At 33.1% G+C, this 17,089-nt stretch carries 21 protein-coding genes and 1 tRNA gene; 15 read left to right on the plus strand and 7 right to left on the minus strand.

The annotated features are described in order from the left end of the window. Window positions 1-2 precede the first annotated feature (2 nt). Complete coding sequence (locus tag MY1_RS06075) at window positions 3-1,079, minus strand: tyrosine-type recombinase/integrase (RefSeq protein WP_081470652.1); 1,077 nt, start codon at window positions 1,077-1,079, stop codon at window positions 3-5. A gap of 76 nt (window positions 1,080-1,155) precedes the next feature. On the opposite strand from MY1_RS06075, the gene purN reads away from it, so the two are divergent. Next, window positions 1,156-1,773, plus strand: a complete 618-nt coding sequence (purN, locus tag MY1_RS06080) for a phosphoribosylglycinamide formyltransferase (RefSeq protein ID WP_007550967.1) — start codon at window positions 1,156-1,158, stop codon at window positions 1,771-1,773. On the opposite strand, the gene MY1_RS06085 is transcribed toward purN, so the two are convergent. After that, a complete protein-coding gene (locus tag MY1_RS06085) occupies window positions 1,770-2,090 on the minus strand; it encodes a cupin domain-containing protein (protein ID WP_048109880.1) in 321 nt (106 codons plus the stop codon). The two genes, purN and MY1_RS06085, sit on opposite strands and share 4 nt — an antisense overlap. A 1-nt stretch (window position 2,091) precedes the next feature. Then, a complete protein-coding gene (locus MY1_RS06090; protein ID WP_007550969.1) occupies window positions 2,092-2,376 on the minus strand; it encodes an antibiotic biosynthesis monooxygenase family protein in 285 nt (94 codons plus the stop codon). Window positions 2,377-2,477: 101 nt separating this feature from the next. On the opposite strand from MY1_RS06090, the gene MY1_RS06095 reads away from it, so the two are divergent. Both MY1_RS06095 and MY1_RS06100 read left to right on the plus strand, forming a co-directional pair. Next, window positions 2,478-3,341, plus strand: a complete 864-nt coding sequence (locus MY1_RS06095; protein WP_007550970.1) for a bifunctional 5,10-methylenetetrahydrofolate dehydrogenase/5,10-methenyltetrahydrofolate cyclohydrolase — start codon at window positions 2,478-2,480, stop codon at window positions 3,339-3,341. Continuing rightward, window positions 3,331-3,900 (plus strand): 5-formyltetrahydrofolate cyclo-ligase, encoded by a 570-nt coding sequence (locus tag MY1_RS06100; RefSeq protein WP_048109883.1) that lies wholly within the window; start codon window positions 3,331-3,333, stop codon window positions 3,898-3,900. Before MY1_RS06095 ends, MY1_RS06100 begins: the two co-directional genes overlap by 11 nt. Here MY1_RS06100 and purD read toward each other — a convergent pair. Continuing rightward, complete coding sequence (gene purD / locus MY1_RS06105; RefSeq protein WP_048110462.1) at window positions 3,886-5,148, minus strand: phosphoribosylamine--glycine ligase; 1,263 nt, start codon at window positions 5,146-5,148, stop codon at window positions 3,886-3,888. The genes MY1_RS06100 and purD overlap by 15 nt on opposite strands. A gap of 193 nt (window positions 5,149-5,341) precedes the next feature. Here purD and ileS point away from each other — a divergent pair, with 193 nt between their 5' ends. From ileS to MY1_RS09530, 6 genes are all read left to right on the plus strand, one after another. After that, the gene (ileS, locus tag MY1_RS06110; RefSeq protein ID WP_007550973.1) at window positions 5,342-8,539 is read left to right on the plus strand and encodes an isoleucine--tRNA ligase; all 3,198 of its coding nucleotides are present in this window, start codon (window positions 5,342-5,344) and stop codon (window positions 8,537-8,539) included. An 82-nt stretch (window positions 8,540-8,621) separates the two neighbouring features. Further along, entirely contained in the window at window positions 8,622-9,206 is a 585-nt protein-coding gene (dps, locus tag MY1_RS06115; protein ID WP_007550974.1) for a DNA protection during starvation protein, read from the plus strand. A gap of 98 nt (window positions 9,207-9,304) precedes the next feature. Continuing rightward, window positions 9,305-9,634, plus strand: coding sequence for a hypothetical protein (locus tag MY1_RS06120; RefSeq protein WP_007550975.1), 330 nt, complete (start codon window positions 9,305-9,307; stop codon window positions 9,632-9,634). Window positions 9,635-9,674: 40 nt separating this feature from the next. Further along, entirely contained in the window at window positions 9,675-10,781 is a 1,107-nt protein-coding gene (locus tag MY1_RS06125) for a succinate--CoA ligase subunit beta (RefSeq protein WP_007550976.1), read from the plus strand. Beyond that, a complete protein-coding gene (locus MY1_RS06130) occupies window positions 10,778-11,695 on the plus strand; it encodes a succinate--CoA ligase subunit alpha (protein ID WP_007550977.1) in 918 nt (305 codons plus the stop codon). Before MY1_RS06125 ends, MY1_RS06130 begins: the two co-directional genes overlap by 4 nt. A 31-nt stretch (window positions 11,696-11,726) precedes the next feature. After that, a complete protein-coding gene (locus MY1_RS09530; protein WP_007550978.1) occupies window positions 11,727-11,894 on the plus strand; it encodes a 50S ribosomal protein L40e in 168 nt (55 codons plus the stop codon). 2 nt (window positions 11,895-11,896) lie between these two features. Here MY1_RS09530 and MY1_RS06135 read toward each other — a convergent pair whose 3' ends face one another. Then, window positions 11,897-12,145, minus strand: coding sequence for a hypothetical protein (locus MY1_RS06135; RefSeq protein ID WP_007550979.1), 249 nt, complete (start codon window positions 12,143-12,145; stop codon window positions 11,897-11,899). Between the two features lie 92 nt (window positions 12,146-12,237). On the opposite strand from MY1_RS06135, the gene MY1_RS06140 reads away from it, so the two are divergent. Together MY1_RS06140 and MY1_RS09705 are read left to right on the plus strand one after the other, a co-directional pair. Beyond that, window positions 12,238-12,327, plus strand: a tRNA-Val gene (locus tag MY1_RS06140). A 126-nt stretch (window positions 12,328-12,453) separates the two neighbouring features. Then, window positions 12,454-12,615 carry a hypothetical protein gene (locus MY1_RS09705; RefSeq protein WP_157832754.1) on the plus strand — a complete coding sequence of 54 codons (162 nt, stop codon included), beginning with the start codon at window positions 12,454-12,456 and terminating at the stop codon, window positions 12,613-12,615. Window positions 12,616-12,623: 8 nt separating this feature from the next. Here the strand turns inward: MY1_RS09705 and MY1_RS09710 are convergent, their stop codons facing one another. After that, window positions 12,624-12,767: a hypothetical protein gene (locus MY1_RS09710; RefSeq protein ID WP_007550981.1), complete on the minus strand. Its 144-nt coding sequence runs from the start codon at window positions 12,765-12,767 to the stop codon at window positions 12,624-12,626. A gap of 341 nt (window positions 12,768-13,108) precedes the next feature. On the opposite strand from MY1_RS09710, the gene MY1_RS09910 reads away from it, so the two are divergent. Next, window positions 13,109-13,273: a hypothetical protein gene (locus tag MY1_RS09910; protein ID WP_179364829.1), complete on the plus strand. Its 165-nt coding sequence runs from the start codon at window positions 13,109-13,111 to the stop codon at window positions 13,271-13,273. Window positions 13,274-13,458: 185 nt separating this feature from the next. Here MY1_RS09910 and MY1_RS06150 read toward each other — a convergent pair whose 3' ends face one another. Further along, the gene (locus tag MY1_RS06150) at window positions 13,459-13,644 is read right to left on the minus strand and encodes a hypothetical protein (RefSeq protein ID WP_048109888.1); all 186 of its coding nucleotides are present in this window, start codon (window positions 13,642-13,644) and stop codon (window positions 13,459-13,461) included. 302 nt (window positions 13,645-13,946) lie between these two features. On the opposite strand from MY1_RS06150, the gene MY1_RS06155 reads away from it, so the two are divergent. The 3 genes from MY1_RS06155 (at window position 13,947) to MY1_RS06165 (ending at window position 17,077) form a co-directional block, all read left to right on the plus strand. Then, window positions 13,947-14,369: a hypothetical protein gene (locus tag MY1_RS06155; RefSeq protein WP_007550984.1), complete on the plus strand. Its 423-nt coding sequence runs from the start codon at window positions 13,947-13,949 to the stop codon at window positions 14,367-14,369. A 48-nt stretch (window positions 14,370-14,417) separates the two neighbouring features. Continuing rightward, complete coding sequence (locus MY1_RS06160; protein WP_007550985.1) at window positions 14,418-14,957, plus strand: inorganic diphosphatase; 540 nt, start codon at window positions 14,418-14,420, stop codon at window positions 14,955-14,957. A 347-nt stretch (window positions 14,958-15,304) separates the two neighbouring features. After that, window positions 15,305-17,077 (plus strand): M3 family oligoendopeptidase, encoded by a 1,773-nt coding sequence (locus MY1_RS06165; RefSeq protein ID WP_007550987.1) that lies wholly within the window; start codon window positions 15,305-15,307, stop codon window positions 17,075-17,077. Window positions 17,078-17,089 lie beyond the last annotated feature (12 nt).

Here is a 17,089-nt window from a genome sequence, read left to right on the forward strand (position 1 = left end):
CATTATTTTTTGTTTAACTGCCAACCTTCATTTCTTAATTTTGAAAGTTCTCTCTGAACAGCTTTCTCAATAAAACCAGGTATTTCTTTCTCAAGTTCAGATTTTTCCTTAAGTGCTGTATCCAACAGTATTTGTTTTCTCTGAGAATCATCAATGGTTAATTCAAGAATGGCTTTTTTGTATTCCTTAAACAATTTAGATTCAGATGCATCAACATAGGTTTCATCAAGAGGAATGGTTGGAGTAGAATGTCCAAACATCTTTTCTGCAAGAATTATCTTAATACCATCAGTTGTTTTTACAATCGTATTCCATCTTTTCCTAAACCCATGATCAAGCTGTACATCTCTTCTGGTTCCATCTCTACCAAATCTTAGTCCTGCACGTCTGAGAACCCTATCAATAATGGCCTGAATACTTACTTTTTTGAGAGGTTTTGCCTTTGCCATACCAAATGCGTAAACTTGTCTGAACAGAGGAGATTCTGGATTGATGTTTTCTCCATCTTGAGTTCGTTTGGTAAGATACTCATCAAGTACTTGTGACGCTTCAGGAGTCAAAAAAGTGATGTATTCTTCACGTTCGCCAGGATAAACAGTCACAGCTTTGCATCCATCAGATATGCTTCTCACATGTTTTATTTTCAAATCAGGTAATGCTCCAATCCTTATGCCAGATGCTGCAATAAAGTGGATTAGAGCCTTGTTGCGAATTTCTGTTGTCGCTTCAAGCATTTTTTTTACTTGTTCTGTGGAATAAGCTCGAGAACCAGATTTTTTCTTTAGTGGAGGCAGTAATCGGTTTATTTTCTTCCAGTTTATAGAAATGTCATTTGTATCACAGAATAGCTCAAGTGCAGAAATAGGTGTCTTGATAGTACTTCTTGCTTTATTCTGTTTTTTCTTTTCCATGACATAATCTTCGATCATCTGCTGGAGCATTTTGGGGTCCATTCTTACCAAGCTGTCATAATCACGTAGTTTGAAGTAAGAGAGAAACTTGTCAAGCGAATACTGGTATACCCTAAGGGTTTCCTTGCTATTGATACTATTTTGGAAAAGTAACAGGGATCTTTGCATGGTTTTACTATATCCTCCAAGTAATTAATCTACGATCCACACACATTAATTGCAGGTTTGATCTACTATTGACTAGTTGCTAAATCTAGGAATTTTAATTTCAGGACGTGGGAGCAACATGGAATCCATTCTAAAAGCAATTAAACGTAAAAAAATCCCAATTAATCCAGCTATCATCATATCAAACAAACCTGATGCAAAAGGTTTGAAAATTGCACAAAAAATGGGCATAAAAACAGAAGTAATTGAAAGTAAAAATTTCAAAGGTAGTAGATTAGATTATGATAAAAAAATCATATCAACTCTAGAAAAACATGGGGTTACACCAAAAAATGGGTTGATTTGTTTAGCTGGATTTATGAGAATAATTAGTCCTGAGTTTGTTAAAAAATATAAAAATAGAATAATCAACATCCACCCAGCTTTACTTCCAGCTTTTCCAGGATTGGATGCTCAAAAACAGGCAATTGATAATGGTGCAAAATATTCAGGATGTACGGTACATTTTGTTGATTCGGGGGTAGATACAGGACCAATAATTTTACAACTAGTAGTCAAAGTAAAAAACAACGATACAGAAAAAACATTATCAAAGAGGATTTTAGCAAAAGAGCATAAAGCATACCCTGAAGCTGTAAGGTTATTTGCTGAGAATAGGATAAAAATTGTAGGTAGAAAAACTATAATTTCCTAAGAATCCAATCCACTAAAAAAATACAATACAACTAATTCTTTTGAATTGCCATGGAAAAAGTGAGGAATTTTTTTCTCTACAAAATACATTTTATTTTCAGAAATCTCATAGTCTTTGTTTTTTATTTTTAAAAAACCGTTACCTTTGATTACAAAATATACTTCATCACTATCGTGTGGTTCTTGAGTGTCTTCTTCTCCAGGTTGCAATACTAGTACACCTGTAGCTAAATTTTCTTTATTAATAAAAGTATGAAAGTAGTTATCACTTTTTTTTATTTTTTCAATGTATTTGTTTACGTCAAAAACCAGGTTCATTTTATTGTGAGACTACAGTATAAAATTTAGGTTCAGGTAATTTTTCCATAAAGGATGCAGCCATGGAATGAAGTTTTTCATGTTCAGAACTTTGATGCATTTTACTGAATTTTTCAAGATTTTCAAATTCAACTAATATCCTATGTTTACCATCTTTCGTTTCTAAAAGGCGTCTATTTACAAAACCATCAAATTTTGAAACTATTTTATTTGATTCTGAAAACCAATTTTTAAAGCCATCAAGAGATTCAGATTTTATTTGAACGTCAGATATTACTACAAACATAAAATAACTTCAATTTAGTTCCATAATTTCCTTTCTAAGATTTTCAATTGTAGATTAAGTTATTTCAAGGATTAAATATCTACAAGTTAGAATTAATCTTAATGACGGGCATAAAAATAGATGGTAAAGAAATTGCTCAGTCAGTAAAAGATAGAGTTAGAAAAGCTGTTGAAGAATTAAAAAATCAAGGGATCAATCCATGTTTGGCAACTATTCTAGTTGGAGATAATCCAGCATCTGCTACTTATGTCAAAAACAAGCACAAAGCATGTGAAGAAGTTGGAATTATCACCAAAGATTTCAAGTTTGCTTCAGAAATTAGCCAATTAGAATTAAATAAAAAAATTGATGAGCTAAATAACGATAAAACAGTTCACGGAATTTTAGTACAACTACCATTACCCAGTCAATTAGATGAATTTTTTACAACATCAAGAATTTCACCTCTAAAAGATGTGGATGGTCTAACACCACATAATGCAGGGTTACTAGCAATGAAAAAAGCTGCACTTGTGGCATGTACACCATTAGGAGTAATGGAAATGTTTGATTATTACAAGATAGATTTGGATGGAAAAAATGTAGTTTTAATTAATCGAAGTAATTTAGTTGGAAAACCGCTATATCATTTACTTTTAGCAAGAAATGCAACTGTGATTACATGTCACTCTAAAACAAAGAATATCAAAGAATTATGTCAACATGCAGATATTATAATTACAGCTGTTGGAGATAGAAACAAGTTCACATTAACATCAGATATGATAAAAAAAGATGCAATAGTAATCGATGTTGCAATATCAAGATACAACGAAAAATTAGTTGGAGATGCAGATTATGAACAAATTATTCAAAAAGCATCATATGCAACGCCTGTTCCAGGAGGGGTAGGACCTATGACAGTCGCAATGTTATTGAAAAATACAATAACAGCTGCATCATTAAGTAGTCAAATTGAAAGATAATTCAGAAAAAACATCATTAAGAAAATTTCTTCTTGATAAAAGAGACGGTACTTCATTTGATTTAATGAAAATCATAAGCAAAGCAATACAAAAAAGACTAAAAAAGATTGATTCGTTTAGAAATGCAAAAAAAATAGGGATGTATTATCCCATCGGAAGTGAAATAATGACACAAGATATCATCCAAGAAGCACTAAGTGAAGGAAAAGAAGTATTTTTGCCCAAAGTAGTTGGAAAAAATATAGAATTTAGAAAGATTGAGAGTGTTAGCAATCTAGAAAATGGGGCTTTTGACATAATGGAACCTCGTAATGAATGCCCAATGGATAACAATCTAGATATCATATTGGTTCCAACAGTAGGAATTTCACAAAAGGGAGTAAGATTGGGGTACGGTCACGGATTTTATGATAGATTTTTAGCTGAAAATAAAGTTGAAACAATTTCGATAACAATGGAAAAACAAATAGTAAAAAACATACCAGCTTCAGAGCACGATATAACAATTAATTGGATTGTTACTGAAGATAGAATAATCGATACATCAAAGATACGATAGACCTTTTTTACCAATATCCATTCTGCAAAATTTGCTTGGCCAAGTGATTTTATCTACTGCAGCATATGCATTTGAAATTGCAGAAGATAATGTATCACCAAGTGCAGTAACTCCTAATACTCTACCACCATTTGATAGAATTTTTCCATTTTGCTTTTTTGTTCCAGCATGAAAAACAATAGCATTTTTTGGAATCAAATCAAATCCAGTTATTTCTTCACCTAATAGATAAGATTCAGGATATCCCTGAGATGCCAAAACAATACAAACAGCTGATTGATTTTTCCATTTTGGTGCAGGCATAGAAGATAATGTACCATCTACACTTGCAACAAAATAATCATACAAGTCAAAATCCATCCTCATCATAATGGGTTGACATTCTGGGTCACCCATACGTGCATTAAATTCTAAAACATATGGTTCATTGTTTCGAATCATTACTCCGGCATAAAGGAATCCTTTGAAAATAATTCCCTCATTTTTCATTGATTGAATTGTTTTATTGATGATTTTTTTTTGGATCTTTTCAGCAAAGACATCATTAATGACAGGAGTTGGAGAATATGCACCCATACCTCCGGTATTAGGGCCTTTATCATCATCAAAAATTCTTTTGTGATCTTGGCTTGACGCCATAGGTATTGCAGTTACTCCATCACATAATGCAATGTAAGAAGCTTCAATTCCATCAATTCTCTCTTCCACAATAATTCTATTACCAGCATCACCAAATGCCTTTTTTACCAATATGGAGTTAATTGCTGCGATTGCTTCATCAGAGCTATTACAAACTATTACTCCTTTTCCAGAAGCAAGGCCATCAGCTTTGACTACAACATTATAATCAAGAGATTTTACATATTCTTCTGCTTTTTTTGGATCATCAAAGATTTCAAATTTTGCTGTTTGAATTCCATTTCTTTTCATGAAATTTTTTGCCCAGATTTTACTAGATTCTAATTGTGCTGCATTTTTAGAGGGTCCAAAAATTTTCAGATTCATTTGACTAAATTTATCAACAATTCCTGCTGCGAGTGGAATCTCAGGACCAACTACAGTAAAACAATTATTCTTTTTTGCAAAGTCTGCAAGGGAATCAAGGTCATCAACATTAATTGAAACATTATTTTCAGTTCCACCATTTCCAGGTGCAGTAAATACAGTATCAATCTTTGGACTTTGTGATAATTTCCAAGATAGTGCATGTTCTCGTCCACCCGAACCAATGACTAAAACATTAACCAACAAAAATTATCTTTCACTCAATTATATAATCCAAGTTATCAAAATGTAAAAATCATATTTTTAGATAATTTAGCATTTTAGTTATTTTACCCATTGGATGCGAATCAGCGTGAAACTAACTAGTACAAGAATGGAATAAAGAATGAGAAAATCAATTTAGCTTTATAATGCCACACCTATATCAGAATTCAAGATGGAACTTTCATCAAAATTTGATGCAAAATCAATCGAGTCAGAAATTAAAGCATATGTCAAATCAATTAACATTGAAAGATTAATCTTTGAATCAGACAAGCCTGAAAAGATTATGTTTATTGAAGGCCCTCCAACTATGAACGGAATTCCACACGCAGGACATCTTAGAGGGCGGGTAATCAAAGATCTTTGGTACAGATTCAATACCTTGAAAGGAAAAAAAATTGTATTTAATGGTGGTTGGGATACACAAGGACTTCCTGTGGAATTACAGGCAGAAAAAGAACTTGGAGTAACTGGAGGTAAATCAGAAGTTATTGAAAAAATAGGAATCGAAAAACTAGTTGAAGAGTGTAAGAGGATTGTAAAAAAATTCAATACGAAATGGGTAGAAGTAGATGAATTACTTGGAATGTCATTTAATCACAACAAAGCATATTGGACTTATCGAGATGAATTTATTGAAAGAGAGTGGCAGATACTAAAAAAAGCACATGAAAATAAAATATTAGAAGAAGATTTCACAGTAATTGCTTATTGCCCTAGCTGTCAAACATCACTTAGTCATGCAGAAGTCAATCAAGGATATGAAGAAGTCAAGGATCCATCATTATACTACAAAGTTAAACTCAGAGATGAAGACACATACCTAATTGTTTGGACTACAATGCCTTTCACATTAGTTACAGATGCAATGGTGGGATTGAATCCAGACGAAGATTATGCGTGTGTCAAAGTAGAAAACGAAAAATGGATCATAGGAAAAACAAGACTCGAAGAATTTTTCAAAGAAGTAAACATTGAAGGATATGAAATTGTAAATACCATAAAAGGTTCAGAGTTTGAAGGAAAAAAATACATTCATCCACTTTTAGATTTAATTCCAGGATTAGATGAATGTGCAAAAGAAAATAATTTCCACGTAGCAGTATCAGAAGAATTTGTAGATGCCACAACAGGTAGCGGGTTGGTTCATTTATCCCCTGCAAACGGTGAGGAAGATATCAAAATTGCAAATAAAAGAAAAGTCAAAGTGTTCAGCCCAATAAATGATCAGGTAAAGTTCACTAATTTAGCTGGAAAGTATGAAGGTATGTTTGTCAGAGATGCTGACAGAATAATTGTAGACGATCTGAAGGAGCGAAATGCATTAGTAAAGATAGGGAAAATTAAGCACAAATACCCGCTGTGTTGGAGATCTCATCACCCAATTGTATGGCTAGCACGAAAAGGATGGTTTTACAAACTAGATAGATTAGATGATAAAGCAATCAATGCAGCAGAAAGCGTAGAGTACTTTTTCGAACAACCAAAAAACAGATTTTTAGGAATTATCAAAGAAAGGCACCCATGGTGTATATCGCGAGAAAGAATTTGGGGATGTCCATTACCAGTTTGGATATGCAATGATTGTAAAAAACAAAATTGGTTTTTTACAAGAAAAGATATTGTTGAATCAGCTGCAAAATTACCAGATGGTCCAAATTTTGAATTACATCGTCCTTGGATTGATAACATCATTATAAAATGCAAACATTGTAGCAGTACAAATACAAAAAGAGAAGAATATGTACTGGACACATGGCATAACAGCGGTTCAGCTCCATATTCATCATTAACAGATGAAGAATATTCAAAAAGTATTCCAGCTCCATTTTTCACCGAAGGTATTGATCAAACTAGAGGATGGGCATATACCCTATTGATAGAAAATGTGATTCTAAATAATGGGCCAATTCCACCATTCAAGTCATTTTTGTTCCAGGGGCATGTACTTGACGAAAAAGGTGGTAAGATGAGTAAAAGTTTAGGAAATGTAATTGATGGTGAAGAACTACTAAAAAAATATCCAACTGATTTGATCAGATTTTATTTTATTTGGAAGGCAAGTCCGATAGAACCACTTAGCTTTAGCACTGATGAATTAATGTCAAGACCATATCAGGTAATAAACACGCTATTTAATTTACATCTGTATTTTAAACAAAATAGCGAGTATGATGAATTTGATGAAACAAAAACCATTTCATGGGCAAAAGAAAATGGATTGTTAACATCGCCAGATATTTGGCTTGTATCTAAATTACAAAAATTAATTAAAAAAATCACTGAACGTAACGAATCTTGCAAGTTCCACGAAGCTGCAAAATCTATTGATGATTTTATTATAAACAATCTAAGTCAAATTTACATCCCAATTACTAGAAGCGAGTTATGGGATGATGATGAGTCAAAAAAGAACAGAAGACTGGCAATTTATGCAGTACTAAGCGATGTTCTCAGAACATTAGATATTTTGATTCATCCGCTTTGTCCATTTACTAGCGAATATCTCTATCAAACAGTATTTGACGGAAAAAAGAGCATATTGCTTGACAAATGGCCACAATACCAAGAGACACTAGTAAATGAAGAGATTGAAGAATCATTTGACATCATGAAAGATGTTGTTTCAATTTCATCAGCTGCAAGAATGAAAGGAAAATTAAAACGAAGATGGCCACTCGCTGAAGCATTAATTTGTGTAACTAAAGGTCAAAAGAAAAAACTAGAATTACTTTCCAATTTACTAATGTCACAGCTAAATGTAGAGAAATGTACAATTTATGAGACAGAAAAAGAATTAGGATTAAACCAAATATTAGAATTAAAACGACTAAACTTACCGCTGATATCAGTAGTTGAATTAGAACGAAAAAAAATTGGTCCAAAAGCAAAACAACATATGGGAAAACTGATCAACGTGTTTTCTGAAACTAACAAAGAAGAGATCATAGCATCACTTCAAAAACAAGAACATTATGATTATGAAATTGACGGAGAAAAAATTTCATTAGACAAAGATGATTTTGTAATTGATTTTGATGCAAAAGAAGAATTTGCAGTTTCAAAAAGAGACAACTACATTGTATTCATATCAACTTCAAGAAATAAAGAGATGATGGCAAGAGGATTAGTAAAAGACATTGCAAGACGATTGCAGACTCTAAGAAAAGAGAGAGGGTATAATCCAACAGACATTCTAAATGTTGCATCAATACTTGATTTAGATGAAGAGTCATTGGAGATGATTAAAGAAAAATCAGAAGATTTGGCATTTTTAGTCAGAGTCAAAAAAGTAGATTTTGTAGAATCATGCAAGGAATACAAAGACGATGATATTGATGGTCAAAAAATAAGAATTTCAGTAGAATAAGTCAGTCAAACCCTCGTTTATCTAAAATCATTTTTTGAAAAATGCAATATTTTTATTAGAACACCTAACTTGACAAGCAGATATGTCCGATTCAAAAATCCCAGTTGTTGGAATCAATGTTCTAAAACAAAATGGCTTGGACGTAGAGGAACTAAAAAAACTATTGATTCAAAATGCATCAGTAGAATTTACTGCCTACTACTACTTTACCAATTTGAGGGCACATTGTACAGGCTTGGAGGGCGAAGGGCTCAAGGGAATTATCGAAGATGCAAGATTAGAAGATCTTAGCCACTTTGAAGCATGCCTTGAGAGAATTTACCAGTTAGGAGGCTCACTTCCAAATGACGCTACACAGTTCATCAAAATGTCAGGGTGTGAGTTCTTACAGCTTCCAGCAAATCCAACAGATCACAAGGCAATACTAGAAAAATGTCTCAAAGCCGAACAAGGAGCAATTGTAAATTGGGACAAGGTATGTAAAATGACTTTTGGAAAAGATCCTACAACATACGACATTGCAAAAGATATTTTGGCAGAAGAGATCGAACATGAGTCTTGGTTCCTAGAATTAATCTACGGAAGACCATCAGGACACATGAGAAGAAAATATTCTGGAGAAAGACCACATACCAGAAAACATTCTAGAGCACTTGATATGGCATAATAGCCAAATCACACTCTTTTCTTTTAATTAAAAATGAACCAACTGGTTAGCTTTTAGTTAAACCTGTATGATAAATAGAAAAAACGCATAGTAATTGTATGGTAAAACAGATTAGTCTTGATGCTTGGCAAATTCAACATTTAACAGATCTTTTAAAAAAAGGCTCAGATATTGTTGCAAAGACCAACAAACCAATTGTACTGTACAGACAAACACTAGAAGAAGAAGAAGATTCGTATGAAGAAATTGTATGCACCATCACCAAAGATTATGTCATTGAACAATTAGTCACATCAGGAGGAGTGATAGTTCCAAGTTTTCATCAACAATATGTTTTTACAATTGAAGAATTTCCTCAAGAGCTATTGAGAAAAAGTCGTGATCGATTTTTACAGATAATTGATTTTCTAGAAGAGCAGCTAAATTAGCCTCATAATTAATAAAGATCGTAAAATTGTTGGCTTTTGTATGCGTCTATTAGAGTTTCAAGCAAAAGAGTTGTTCAGAAACTATGGAATTAATCTCCTTCCAAGCAAAGCATCTACAACTATAGAGGAAGGCAGGAAGCACGCAAAAGAATTAGGATATCCGTTTGTAATTAAAATTCAAGTTCCCGTAGGAGGTAGAGGAAAAGCTGGAGGCATTCAAAAATGTCAAAATGATGACGAATTTGAGTTAAAATATCCACAAGTTTTAGGCTTGACGATTAAAGGAGAAAAGGCAAGAGCAATTTTACTTGAAAAGATGGCAGATATCAAAAAAGAGTTGTACCTGTCATTATTTTTGAATCGATCAAAAAGATGCTATACAATTATTGCATCACCTGAAGGAGGAGTTGAAATTGAATCAGTTAAAAATCAGATTATTAAAGAAGTTGGCCTAGGTGAAGTTTCAGATCAAGTAGCAAGAGAAGTTGCAAAAGAGATGAAACTAGAAGGTAAAGCTGCAGATGACTTTGTAGACATATTACAAAAGTTAGCAAAACTTACAGTTGAAAAAGAAGCCGAGCTTGCAGAGATAAATCCGCTAGCAATTATGCAAGACGGTTCATTGATGGCACTTGATGGAAAATTTGTAACAGATGACAACAGCAACTTTAGACATGATGAATTACAAAAGTATCAAGAAAAAACAGAGATTGAAGAGAGAGCAGAAAAAAGTGGATTTTCACTTGTAGAATTAGATGGAGATATTGCAGTTGTTGGAAACGGGGCAGGACTAGTAATGTCTACACTGGATATGTTATCTGATAACGGAGGCAAGCCAGCATGTTTCTTGGATGTGGGAGGTGGTGCAACAACTGATTCAGTTTATGAAGCGCTAACTTTGATTAGCAAAATGCATAGAGTCAAAGGAATTTTAGTTAATCTTTATGGTGGAATTGTAAAAACTACAGTAGTTGCAGAAGCATTTCTAAAAGCATATGATGATAAATTGATCAACTTACCAGTGTTTGCAAGACTAAAAGGTACAGAATCAGACAAAGCAAAAGAAATGTTGAAAAATTCTAGAACAAAAATTTTTGATTCAGTAGAAGAGGCAATTAATGCAGCCGTCATGGGGATTAAAAGATGACAGATATTTTCAAGATACTAAAAGGAACTCCTGAAGATTCAGATTACAAGAAAAAAGGAGTAATTGTTCAAGGCATCACTGGAGCATATGGTTCACTTCATGCAAAAAACATGATAACTTATGGAACTAACATTGTTGCAGGAGTAACTCCAGGAAAAGGAGGTCAGAAATTTGAAGACAAGGTTCCAATTTACAATACAGTTAAAGAAGCAGTTGATGCAAGTGGTGCAAAAATTTCAATTATTTTCGTTCCAGCAAAATTCTTTTTGGGAGCTGCAAAAGAGGCACTTGAAGCCGGAATTAAACTACTAGTTGCAATTCCAGAACATGTTCCAGTTAGAGATACAATGGAAGTATTAGATTTAGCAAACAAAAAAGGTGCGGTGATTATCGGACCCAATACTCCAGGAATAATGATTCCCGAATTAATAAAAATTGGAATCATGCCAGCAACTCCATTTAAGGCAGGAAAGATTGCCGTGTTATCAAAAAGCGGAACATTACTTTATGAAATTTCAGATGCACTTACAAGTGCAGGATTTGGACAGTCAATAACAATAGGAATTGGAGGAGACCCAATTAACGGAACTAGAATGATCGATGCATTTGACATGGTAAAAGACATTCCAGATTTAGAAGGATTAGTAGTAGTTGGAGAAATAGGAGGAGATTCTGAAGAAATTTTGGCTCAACGAATTATAGATATCGGATTTAAAAAACCAACTGTAGCATATATTGCAGGAAGAGCAGCTCCTAAAGAAAAGAGAATGGGGCATGCAGGAGCCATAGTGATGGGAACGTATGGTTCTGCAGAATCAAAGGTATCAATGTTTAACAAGGCAAACATTCCAGTGGCAAAAAGACCGTCTCAGGTGCCAGTACTATTAGCAGGAAAAATGCAACAATCCGATTAGAATAAAAGAGAGAGATTAAGGAGAAAATTATATGCCCATAACAGACCCAGAGAAAAAACGTATTGCACAAGCTGCACGTTTGGTGATGAAGATTTGCTTTAACTGTGGCTGTAGAAATGACATCAATGCTACTAGATGCAGAAAATGTAGAAATCCGTACTTGAGACTAAAGAACAGAAATCTCGGCGTCAAAAAGTAGCGTTAGAAATTCATCAATCTTTGTCTATATTCAATAATTGCTGATCGTATCTTGTATTGATATTCAGAGATAAATGGTCTAACAGCATTTTCATTTTCTAATTCCTCAAGTGATAGTTGCAAGTCATCAGGTAGTTGGTCATTCATTTGATAGAGTACTTTGGCAGCTTCTGTGTATTGTCCCAAATTAGCAGCATACTCAAATGCTAGTTGCATTCTCTCAATAAGCGCATCAAATTCATGTAAAGACATGTTTGACTCTTGGAATTTTACTAGAAAAGGTAAAGGTTATCATAATATACAAAACCTAAAGGCAAAAAAGACGCTTGTCTTGTAATTTCATTGGACCGGTTGTCTAGTGGTTAGGATGACGCACTCACACTGCGTATGGAGAAATCCCGCAAAGGTCGAGGGTTCAAATCCCTCCCGGTCCATCTCTCTAGCCTCCTTTTTTAAGTTCCAAAACCACAAAGACAAAGGGTAATCTTAATTCAAAATGCAAGTCCCAAAAATGAGAATTAATGATCGCATTTATTAGAGTACCAAAAAACGTGATCGCAGTGGAATCTATCTGCATGCACTGTGGAAACTCTTGTGAGGATAATGATAAATTCTGTTCTCAAAATTGTAGGGATTCACACATCATTGAGATCACAGTAAGAATCAATGAAGCGACTCAAAATGATAAGAGTCATACTAAAAAAATCAGCGAAGACAATTAAAACTAAAATCAATATCTACGTTTTCTGTAAGATATTTCATCTTCATCCTTTTTCATTAATACTTTTTTTCTTTTTACTGCCTCTTCAACCTCAGCAAGAAGTGTCTCTTTTTCTTCTTTAAGTAATTGTTCTATCTTTTCTTTATCTTCCATATCTCATTTTTCCCCAAAATTACTTGTTTATGAATCAAGCATCTAACGCATTTTTTCGTCAATTGGATTTGGCTTTCCATGTCCCGAGAGGTAGATTTTGTCGACACTGTTAATTCTTAGGTAGATTTGGCATTTTTTTATGAAATAACTAAACAACCGAAAAACAACCTCATTTAGCCACTGAAAGTAAACAAAGAGAAAAAATATCAATAGCCCATATCGTTTACACAGAATCTGAAAAAATCATATTAATGTAATATTTTATTACATATTTTTTATGAAATTCCCAAAACTTGGAAATTCTAGTTAGACTTAACTAATATAGAAGAAAGTGACAAGTAATGAAATTAGTTTGTATGCATTGTGGAAATTCCTTTGAAGGAGACAATACCAAATTCTGCTCTCAGAGTTGTAGAGATTCATACATAATGGATATCGAAAAAAGAGTTAAGGAATCAGTAAAAAACGATTCTAGCCACACTAAAGAATTAAGTCGTGATTTTTAATACTAACACAGACAATTTGAACAAATTAACCATGCAGAGAACAATCAGAAATTTTTGCTTCAGCATAGACCCATATACTATGGCAAATGATCTTCATTACAGATGTTTATTTAGACATCCTTGATTGTTCTCTAATTTTTGATAGAAATACGTCAGTCATTTGCAATAATCGATTCATTTCAGAATCACCTATAGTCATCGTAGTCCTCCATTATTTGTTCTCTTATCTTCATGAGAACATGTTTTGTCATTTTTAGCAAATAGTTGATTTCAGAATCATCAAGATTATCACGTCCTTGTTCATAGGAACTTTTTGAAATATTGCCAACTTCCTGCTCTAAACTAGATAGGGTCAAGACTGTACGAATCAATATAACATCTCTCCTTTTTCCCAAGATAAATCAAATAACGAACTCATCATGTCTACTATAGTTTCAGATTCATTATCAAAAAGAGTCAGTTCTAAATTCATCTAGATTATGATTATCAGTATTAGATATAGGTCAAATGGAAATTTTTTACGCATATGGGATCCAATTTGGAAAATATCATCAAATCAGCATACTGTAAAAACATCATCATTATTTGCAGATATTATTTTTTATTATCCACACAGGTTGTTAATTTTGCAAAAACATTAGTATTATAACCAAGAAATTCCATTTATCAGGACATGATAAAAATAAGCATCATGCATTTTGTGTTAATATTATTAGTAGCAACATGGTTTGGATATACATCAAATGCTACTGCCACAGATACATCTGAAGATATAACAATCACACAAATTAATGATGAAATCAGTCTCCAAAAGACAATTTCAACAATGCGTATACCTGAAGATAAATCACTCTCATGGGGAAAAGTAAAGGAGGATGCTTCTGATTATGTTGAGAGGTATCCAGTAATAATTCAATTTTTCAAAGGAGATGAACCAGTACATGTAGCTCAGGTTAAAGTCAAGGGAGATGGTTCCTACGAGTACAAATTCAAAATAAGAAATACTGATCAAAACACTGGTGAAATAGTAGATATTTTCGAAGGAGAGTACACTGTAAAAATATTCAAGGTCATTCACACCAAATCACAAATTTAGAAAGTCATAGAATTCATATACAGTTCAAAATATTTTAAGAACTAGAATATGAGTAAAAATTTTTGGCATGATATAGAATCAGGAGTAGACATTCCAGAGATTGTTAACGTAATAGTAGAGATTCCAAAGGGATCCATGAACAAATATGAATATGATAAAAAACACAACATGATAAAACTAGACCGAGTATTATTTTCACCATTTCATTATCCAGGAGATTATGGTTTGATTCCTCAGACACTTTCAGAAGATGGGGATCCACTTGACGCTCTTGTATTGGTAACAAATCCAACATATCCAGGAATTCTAATTGAGGCAAGACCGATTGGATTGTTACAAATGAAAGATGATGGAAATCCAGATGACAAAATTATCTGTGTTTCAACAAATGATCCAAGATATCTTCATACAGTAGACATTACAGATGTGGAAGACCATTTCCGCTCAGAGATTGGGCATTTTTTCCAGGTCTACAAAGATTTGGAAGGAAAAAAAGTTGAGATATTAGGTTGGAAAGGAGCTATAGAAGCAAAAGAGATCATCGTAGAATCAATCAAAAGATACAAAGAGACTTTGAAAAAATATTAAAAATTAAGATATGCGTATTTGTTTTAACAAATACTGTATTTTAATGACTATTCGTCATCTAGAATTATCCAAGATAATCCCATTATAGATTCCCAAGCAGGTGGGGTATCAGTATGATTTGTCATACAATACAATTACAAAATTTACTTAAAACACTCGCGTATGAATCATACATAGAAATTATCAGCACGCCCTAAATACTAATTTTGAAAATCAATACTAATTGGAACTCTCACCAAGTACCGAATCGGTTTTGGTCTTAAGTTCCAGTTAAAAATTTCTTTGAATATTATAATTTTTAGGCATACAGCATGCATTTTTTAATAGATGTAAAATATGATTATCGTATGTCAGAGTACAAATTGGAGAGATGGGATCTTTCAGAACTTACAAAGGACCCAAAGAGCCCAGAATTTCAAAAACAAATTAAAGAATTAGAGGAAATGGCAAAGAGATTTGAAAAAATAAAATTAAAACTAGACCCCAAAATGTCATCAAAAAAATTTATCGGCATACTACATGAAGTAGAAGATATTTCTGAAAAAATGAGCAAAATTGGAGGATATGCGTCATTACAATACTCTGCAGATACACAATCAGATGAAGCGACCTCACTAATTACTAGAATGTCAAAATTAGGTTCAGAAATTTCAAATAAAATTTTGTTTTTTGATTTATGGTGGAAAACTCAAGTTGATGATAAAAATGCAAAAAGACTGATTAAAGATTCAGGTGAACTTTCAGAATATCTCAATCATAAAAGACTATTTGCAAAATATGCTTTATCGGAACCAGAAGAAAAGATCATCAATACTTTAGACGTTACAGGAATTTCTGCCCTTGTCAAACTGTATGATAAGATGACTAGCGCATATGTATACAAAATGAAAGTTGGTGGAAAAACAAAAAAGATGACACGTGAAGAGATTACAAATTACATTAGAAGTACAAATGCAAAAGTCAGAGAGACAGCATACAAGACAATTTTAACAAAATATACTGAAAACAAGGGAGTAAATGGAGAGATATATCAGAACATTGTTTTGAATTGGAAAGATGAAGGAATCGAAATTCGAGGGTACAAGTCGCCAATCTCTATGAGAAATATTGGAAACGATGTAGATGATAAAACCATAGAGTCACTTCTAACGGTATGTAGAAAAAATTCTCCGGTATTTCAAAAATTCTTTTTACAAAAAGCAAAAATGCTAAAAATGAAAAAATTACGCAGGTATGATCTGTATGCTCCTGTAGCAACCCACATGAAAGAGAAAAATTATCAATATGATAAATCAGTAAAGATTGTTTTAGAGTCACTTGGAAGATTTAGCCCCAAATTAGAAGGATTTGCAAGAAAAGTCTTTGATGAAAAACATGTGGATTCATCTATAAGACCTGGAAAAAGAGACGGTGCATTTTGCAGCACATTAACTCCAAAGATCACACCATATGTTCTAGTTAATTTTACTGGAAAAACCAGAGATGTTTTCACACTAGCTCACGAATTAGGCCATGCCGTTCACAGTCAAGCAGCACAAGACAGATCAATTCTTGTTCAAGATGCTCCGTTACCTCTAGCTGAAACCGCATCCACGTTTTCGGAATTATTACTATATGATAATTTATCAAATAAAGTAACAAACGATGAGAAAAAAATAATGCTAGCTGAAAAAATTGATGATCTTTATGCGACAATTATGCGTCAAGCATTTTTTACTATTTTTGAAGTATCAACACATGAGCAAATTGGAAAAGGAACTATAGTGAATGAGATTTCAAAGACATATCTTCAAAATCTAAAAGAACAGTTTGGAAATTCAGTTGTCATTTCAGATGATTTTGCAATAGAATGGAGTTGTATACCTCATTTTTACCACACGCCATTTTATTGCTATGCATATTCATTTGGAAATTTACTTGCATTGGCATTATTTCAAAGATATAAAAAAGAAGGAAGTAGTTTCGTTCCATCATACATCGATATTCTTGCTGCAGGTGGCTCAAAGAAGCCAGAGAAGTTGTTGGCAGAGCATGGATTTGATATCAGATCAGAGAAATTTTGGCAAGACGGATTTGATTATGTCCAAAGCCAAGTAAAAGCACTTTCAGCATTAAACTAGATTTTTAATAAT

This window comes from Nitrosarchaeum koreense MY1, assembly GCF_000220175.1.
In the GTDB taxonomy this organism is placed as follows: Archaea; Thermoproteota; Nitrososphaeria; order Nitrososphaerales; family Nitrosopumilaceae; genus Nitrosarchaeum; species Nitrosarchaeum koreense.